General features: G+C 60.2%; 6 protein-coding genes. 2 read left to right on the top strand and 4 right to left on the bottom strand.

Annotation, left to right across the window (positions count from 1 at the left end; all coding sequences use genetic code 11):
- Positions 1–83 precede the first annotated feature (83 nt).
- Positions 84–1,061 carry an NADPH:quinone reductase gene (locus F2S13_RS21975; protein WP_166364741.1) on the bottom strand — a complete coding sequence of 326 codons (978 nt, stop codon included), beginning with the start codon at positions 1,059–1,061 and terminating at the stop codon, positions 84–86.
- Positions 1,062–1,229: 168 nt separating this feature from the next.
- Between F2S13_RS21975 and hemF the strand changes: the two genes are divergently transcribed.
- A complete protein-coding gene (gene hemF / locus F2S13_RS21970; RefSeq protein WP_166364739.1) occupies positions 1,230–2,156 on the top strand; it encodes an oxygen-dependent coproporphyrinogen oxidase in 927 nt (308 codons plus the stop codon).
- 43 nt (positions 2,157–2,199) lie between these two features.
- Complete coding sequence (gene aroE / locus F2S13_RS21965; RefSeq protein WP_166364737.1) at positions 2,200–3,024, top strand: shikimate dehydrogenase; 825 nt, start codon at positions 2,200–2,202, stop codon at positions 3,022–3,024.
- Here aroE and F2S13_RS21960 read toward each other — a convergent pair.
- From F2S13_RS21960 to F2S13_RS21950, 3 genes are all read right to left on the bottom strand, one after another.
- Entirely contained in the window at positions 3,021–4,589 is a 1,569-nt protein-coding gene (locus F2S13_RS21960) for a SulP family inorganic anion transporter (RefSeq protein ID WP_166364735.1), read from the bottom strand. The two genes, aroE and F2S13_RS21960, sit on opposite strands and share 4 nt — an antisense overlap.
- 336 nt (positions 4,590–4,925) lie before the next feature.
- Entirely contained in the window at positions 4,926–5,237 is a 312-nt protein-coding gene (locus tag F2S13_RS21955; RefSeq protein WP_246237966.1) for a hypothetical protein, read from the bottom strand.
- A gap of 68 nt (positions 5,238–5,305) precedes the next feature.
- A complete protein-coding gene (locus F2S13_RS21950; protein WP_166364730.1) occupies positions 5,306–6,721 on the bottom strand; it encodes a PAAR domain-containing protein in 1,416 nt (471 codons plus the stop codon).
- Between the last annotated feature and the right edge of the window lie 26 nt (positions 6,722–6,747).

The following is a 6,747-nucleotide window of genomic DNA, read 5'->3' as shown; positions in this document are numbered from 1 at the left end:
GCAAGCCAGCTCCCACAGTGGCCGATGTTGCACGTACCCTGTGGGAGCGGGCTTGCCCGCGATAGGCCGCAAAGCGGCCTCAATTATGGCAGCAACACCGTCGACCCCATGGTGCGACGCGCCGACAGTTCAGTCTGCGCCTTCGCCGCCTCACTCAACGGATACCGCTGGCTGATATCCACAGTGAGCTTGCCACTGGAAATCATCGAGAACAGCTCATCGGCCATGGCCTGAGTGTTCTCTGCGGTATTGGCATAGCCCCCCAGGGTTGGCCGCGTGACATACAAACAGCCCTTCTGCGCCAGAATACCGAGGTTGACCCCGGTCACCGCGCCCGAAGCATTGCCGAAGCTGACCAGCAACCCACGATGAGCCACGCAATCGAGCGAGGTCAGCCAGGTGTCCTGCCCTACGCCGTCGTAAACCACCGGGCATTTCTTGCCATCGGTCAATTCCAGAACGCGCCTGGCAACGTCTTCATGGCTGTAATCGATGGTTTCCCAAGCGCCCAGCGCCTTCGCATAGGCAGCCTTCTCGGGTGAGCTGACGGTACCGATCAGCTTTGCCCCAAGCGCCTTGGCCCATTGGCAGGCCAGTGCACCGACGCCGCCCGCTGCGGCATGAAACAGAATGGTATCCCCGGCCTTCACGTCATAGGTCTGGCGCAGCAGGTATTGCACGGTCATGCCCTTGAGCATTACGGCTGCCGCTTGTTCAAAGCTGATCGCCTCAGGCAGTTTGACCAGGTTGCTGGCCGGCAACACATGAACGTCGCTGTAGGCACCCAGTGGGCCGCTGCCATAGGCCACGCGATCACCAACCTTGAAACGCGTGACCTCGCTGCCCACGGCTTCGACCAGCCCGGCGCCTTCGGTCCCCAGGCCCGAAGGCAGCGAGGGCGCCGGATACAGCCCGGTGCGGAAATAGGTGTCGATGAAGTTCAGGCCAATTGCTTTATTACGCACGCGGACCTGCTGCGGGCCCGGCTCGGCGGGTTCGAAGTCGACATACTCGAGCACCTCCGGACCGCCATGGGTACTGAACTGGATACGCTTGGCCATCTGTTGTCTCCTGAGTTGATCCATCAAAGTTGTTATCGGACGCTTTTGCTTGACCGTCGTCAACAGCGGCAGTTCGTGTGCCGGTGGTATGCTACGCGCCGAATTTGCCGTTGGCCGCTGGTCTTTCCCCAATGCCGCCCGGCCTTTGCCCGTTTTTAAGGTGATGTCATGACTACTCGCACCGAGGCCGTGAAAGCCTACCTGCTTGACCTGCAAGACCGGATTTGCACGGCCCTGGAAAATGAAGACGGCAAAGCCCGGTTCGTCGAGGATGCCTGGACCCGTCCCGCTGGCGGCGGCGGTCGTACCCGGGTGATCGAGAATGGCCAGGTTATCGAGAAAGGCGGCGTGAACTTTTCCCATGTCTTCGGCACCGGCCTGCCCCCTTCGGCCAGCGCGCATCGGCCGGAACTGGCGGGGCGCGGGTTCGAAGCCCTCGGTGTGTCGCTGGTGATTCACCCGCATAATCCGCATGTACCGACGTCCCATGCCAATGTGCGTTTCTTCATTGCCGAAAAAGAAGGTGAAGAGCCGGTCTGGTGGTTCGGTGGCGGTTTCGACCTGACGCCGTATTACGCCACTGAAGAAGATTGCGTGCACTGGCACCGGGTTGCCGAGCAAGCCTGTGCGCCCTTCGGTGCCGACGTGTATTCGCGCTACAAGGCCTGGTGCGACCGTTACTTCCATATCAAGCATCGCAACGAACCGCGTGGCATCGGTGGCTTGTTCTTCGACGACCTCAACGAATGGGACTTCGACACCAGCTTCGCTTTCATGCGCGCCATTGGCGATGCCTACATCGAAGCTTACCTGCCGATCGTCCAGCGCCGCCGGGCAACGACTTATACCGAGCAGCAGCGTGAGTTCCAGGAATTTCGTCGTGGCCGCTACGTCGAGTTCAACCTGGTCTACGACCGTGGCACCCTGTTCGGCCTGCAGTCCGGGGGCCGCACCGAATCGATTCTGATGTCGTTGCCGCCGCAGGTGCGTTGGGCCTATGACTGGAAGGCCGTGCCCGGCAGTGAGGAGGCGAGGCTGACCGAGTACTTCCTGCAGGACCGTGACTGGCTCGGAGAGGCGGTTGCGCGCGCCTGACCCTCTTGAGCTGTGGATAACTTCCCTTAAGGAAACTGCTTGAATGGACCGTTACGTCGTTTTTGGTAACCCGATTGGCCACAGCAAGTCGCCATTGATCCACCGCCTGTTTGCCGAACAGACCGGCCAGCAACTGGATTACAGCGCCCTTCTCGCCCCCCTGGACGATTTCACTGCGTTTGCGAAGGCGTTCTTCGAGCAAGGTCGCGGCGCCAATGTCACGGTGCCGTTCAAGGAAGAGGCCTATCGACTGGCCGACAGCCTGACTGCGCGGGCCCAGCGTGCCGGCGCGGTGAACACCCTGAGCAAACTTGCCGACGGTAGCTTGCAGGGCGACAACACCGATGGCGCGGGCCTGGTGCGCGATTTGACGGTCAATGCCGGCGTAAGCCTGGCCGGCAAGCGGATTCTCCTGCTGGGTGCCGGTGGCGCCGTGCGCGGTGTGCTTGAGCCGATCCTGGCGCAGAAACCGGCATCGCTGGTGATCGCCAACCGTACTGTGGAAAAGGCCGAAGTGCTGGCCGAACTGTTCGATGACCTGGGCCCGGTTTCTGCCAGCGGTTTCGGCTGGCTCGCTGAACCCGTGGACCTGATCATCAACGCCACGTCGGCGAGCCTGGCCGGTGAGCTGCCACCGATTGCCGGCAGCCTGATCCAGCCGGGCCATACCGTTTGCTACGACATGATGTACGGCAAGGAACCAACACCTTTCTGCAACTGGGCTACCGAGCATGGTGCGGCGCAGGTGCGCGATGGCCTGGGCATGCTCGCCGAACAAGCCGCCGAGGCCTTCTTCATCTGGCGTGGCGTGCGGCCTGACACCGCCCCGGTATTGGCCGAACTGCGCCGGCAATTGGCCGCTGGCTAGTCTTCGAAGCGGATCGGGCAGCGTGCTGCTCCTTCCAGCTTGCACAATTCCTCGATCACCTGTGGCCGCGCCCGGCGCAAGGTCAGGCTGCGATCCTGGCGGCTCAGGCGGCGTGCCTCCTGGTGCAGCATCTCGACTCCGGAATAGTCGATGAAGTTGATATGCCGGGCGTCGATCACCACCCGCGGGCTCTGGCAGCGTTGCAGGCGAACCTGCAGATAATGGCTGGCCCCGAAGAATATCGAGCCACCGACGCGCAGCACTTCCTCATCGCCGTCGCTCCAGTGTTGCACCCGTGGCTGCGAGGTACGTTTGAGGTAGAAAAACAATGAAGCCAGCACCCCGGCATAGATTGCTGTCTGCAACTCCAGCAGCAAGGTGGCCACGCAGGTCAGCGCCATGACCACGAACTCGGAGCGGCTGACACGAAACAGTGCGCGGATCGCCCGATGATCAACCAACCCCCAGCAGATCAGCAGAATGCACCCCGCCATCGCCGGAATCGGGATGTGGGCGATCAAGGCGGCGCCGGCCACGGCGAACAGCGCCACCCACAATGCGGAAAATACCCCGGCCAGCGGTGAGCAGGCACCCGCTTCATAGCTCAAACCCGAACGGGTGAACGAGCCGGACGACAGATAGCCGGAAAACAGCGCCCCGACCATATTCGAGAGTCCCTGGGCACGTACTTCCTGGTTGGCATCGATCATTTGCTGGGAGCGGGTCGACAGCGAGCGAGCAATCGACAGGCTGGTTACCAGCCCAAGCATGCCCACCGCGACGGCACTGGGCAGCAAGCGGAGAATGGCCTCCAGATCCAGCGGCAAGGGACTCAAGGGCGGCAATCTGCCGGCGAAGGCACTGACCAACTGCACATGCCCGAAAACTGCAGGCCACAACCACACCACCAGGCTGCTGGCGGCCAGGGTGAGCAGCAAGGTTGGCCAACGTGGCACGACCAGCTTGAGCGCCAGTCCGCCGGCCAGCGTCGCCAGGCCGAGTATCAAGGAGGCGCGATCGGTTTCGCCGAAGTTCTCGATCAACGCCACCAGACTATTGAGCGCAGTTGTCTGGTTCGGCAGTTCAAGCCCCATCAGGTTGGGCAATTGCCCCAAGGCAATCACCACGGCGGCGCCGAGCGTGAAGCCGAGCACCACCGAGTGCGACACGAAGTTCACCAGTGCGCCGAAACGCAGCATCCCCAATAGCCACTGAAACGCGCCGGCGATGAACGTCAGCAACAGGATCAGCATGATGTAGTCGTCACTGCCCGGCACAGCCAAGGGGCTGACGCTGGTATAGAGCACGATGGAAATGGCAGCCGTCGGGCCACAGATCAGGTGCCACGACGAGCCCCACAGGCAGGCGATGACCACCGGAATGATGGCCGCATACAGGCCGTACTCGGGGGGCAGCCCTGCGATCAGGGCATAAGCAATGGACTGCGGCAGGGCCAGGATGGCCCCGCTCAGCCCAACCAGCAGGTCACGGCCGACGCTGGCGCGGGTTTGCCTGGGCAGCCAGTTCAGAAAGGGCAACAGTTTGCGGCGAGTGGGCCAACCCATGGATCTCTCGGTCATCAATGCGCAAAGGCCTTAGGGTGCGGTGTTGCCGCGACATGTGCAAGCAAAGGGCTGACACAGGCCAGACACAGACAAGACGAGCCAAATCTCGAGCGTTGTCAGACCAACAGCTCCGTGAGCAGCTAAAGTCCAACATCTGACCGCCGGTTAGGAATGCACCGGCTGGGAAAGTCCGAAAATACTTGGCATCTGAGCGGGGAGGCCAGGCTCGCCGCAGGTTGTTGACAAACCCGGCAAGCGCAATTACCGGCATCGGGGGGCCGACTCAGACTGGACAACCCGATAGTTGTTATCAACTTGGGGTGGTCGCCCCATAGGTTACGTTAGCTCCATCAGTACATACACAATCACAAGCCAAAGCCCAGCTCCGAGCGTCATCACCAAATAGATCATCAAAAGACGCTTGAGGTGAGGAGGGAAGTTATCGATGTCGACAGGGTCTATTTCGCCCTTGCGGATTCCCAGTCCAGGCCATACCACCCATCCAGCAATCATTGAGAGCAGCAGGGACCGCCCAACCCAACTTTGGTGCCTCAGGATGACGCCCCAAAAAACGATCTGGCGACTGTTTTTCAGGGCTTCCAGAATGGTATCCAAATGGTAGCGGCTCAGGTACAGACTGAATGTCATATTCACAATACCCAGCAGAATTGGTCCCCCGGCTACAAATAGTGCAATCCAGGGGGACCAAGAGTGAATCACGGTTGGATAACCTCATACACTTTTTCGCCTGTGAGCTCTCCTGCCATGCCGCCAACAGTCGTACCCGTCCATGCGCTGGTTCCTACCGCGAGTGCGATGCAAATGACTTTCCCGACTGGCGTGAACTGAATAGCCGCGCAAAATTGACCAGCAGTAACGGAGGCCACGTTACCACCGATAAAACCCAAAACGGTGGACCCAATTAATTTTCCTCCCTCGGTAAGTATGATCTTTTCGCAAGCTGCTTCAGTGCCGGTATTACAAACCTCCTGAATAGCCAACATCGAAGCAACGGCACCCATACCAATAGCGATGTATCCACCTGTCTTCATGTATTGGGTGGCACGGCTGATCGAATTCACATGCTTCGCATAACCCGGTATCTGCCCCGGCGCCCCCGCCTTATCCCAGTGGTGCACCAAGCTTTTGCTGGATAGGCCGAGGGCTGTTTTCAACTTGGGGTGGTCGCCAATGGTCGTGTGGCCGCGCAGGCGAGTGGAGTTCAGTAGATGGGCGTCCAGTTGGGAGAGCAGACGCCTGCGCTCGGCGAGAAACTGCGGGGACTTGAGATGGCCGTGCTGACGGTAGCTCTCCTGATGCAGGCGCTCCATGGCTTGAAGGGTGTCGCCAAGCCTGGCCAGATGCTTTTCCATCACCACTGCGCTGACCCCAAGCCAGGTCGAGGTCTGGCCGGTAAAGGCGGCGATTTCGGCACCGTGGCGGAACATGAATTCGGCTTCTTCTGGTGTCAGCGGATCGAGGGCCGCCTTGACCTCTTGTGCCGCTTGCATCAACAGCGCTTCCTGGTAAGTACAGGAGGTATTGTTCGGATCGCTCAGCACGATCATCGTGCCGGCTTTGATGTCGTTGAGATTGGGGTTGAGCAACTGAAATTTGTGCATCACAGCCGGGTCGCGCAGTGTGAACAGCGAGGCCTCAAGTTGTTCGCGTGTCATGCTCGTGGGCGCGATGTAGAAGCCAGGTCCCTGAGGTTCTGCGTTACCGAATACCGTTGGAGTTGGACGGCTGGTTGTCGGGGCGAAACTGGACTGCCGCGGCGCGGCCGGGCTGCTGGTTTCGGCTGGAGAAGCCGGTGGCGCGGCGGTTCGGCGGGCTGTCGGCGCTGCTTCATTGTCCGACTCATAATCGGCCGTGAAAAGCGAAGGAACCAGTTTGGCTTTACAGGGGCAACCGCTGAAACTATCCAGTTCGCCTGCCACCCGCCTGCCATTACTGGTGATGTATGAAACCCCGCCGATGATGGTGTATGTCTTGCCATCCTTGCCACAGGAAACCCGATCACCTTCACGAGCATGAGCGAAGCCGAACATCATGACGCCCTTATCCGCTTCCAAAACCTTGCCACCGCAACTGGTCTTGTCATCCAGGCGGATGAAATATCCCTTAGCCATTGAAATTCCCTCTCTATTGAGATGCG

Origin of the sequence: Pseudomonas akapageensis (assembly GCF_011355085.1) — a bacterium.
In the GTDB taxonomy this organism is placed as follows: Bacteria; Pseudomonadota; Gammaproteobacteria; order Pseudomonadales; family Pseudomonadaceae; genus Aquipseudomonas; species Aquipseudomonas akapageensis.
The sequence above is the reverse complement of the archived record's forward strand: the minus strand, read 5'-3'. Positions and strand labels throughout refer to the sequence as shown.

Bases quoted from the DNA above. Each gene is read 5' to 3' on its own strand.
- F2S13_RS21975 (WP_166364741.1), bottom strand. From the start codon at position 1,061: ATGGCCAAGCGTATCCAGTTCAGTACCCATGGCGGTCCGGAGGTGCTC.
- hemF (WP_166364739.1), top strand. From the start codon at position 1,230: ATGACTACTCGCACCGAGGCCGTGAAAGCCTACCTGCTTGACCTGCAA.
- aroE (WP_166364737.1), top strand. From the start codon at position 2,200: ATGGACCGTTACGTCGTTTTTGGTAACCCGATTGGCCACAGCAAGTCG.
- F2S13_RS21960 (WP_166364735.1), bottom strand. From the start codon at position 4,589: ATGGGTTGGCCCACTCGCCGCAAACTGTTGCCCTTTCTGAACTGGCTG.
- F2S13_RS21955 (WP_246237966.1), bottom strand. From the start codon at position 5,237: ATGACATTCAGTCTGTACCTGAGCCGCTACCATTTGGATACCATTCTG.
- F2S13_RS21950 (WP_166364730.1), bottom strand. From the start codon at position 6,721: ATGGCTAAGGGATATTTCATCCGCCTGGATGACAAGACCAGTTGCGGT.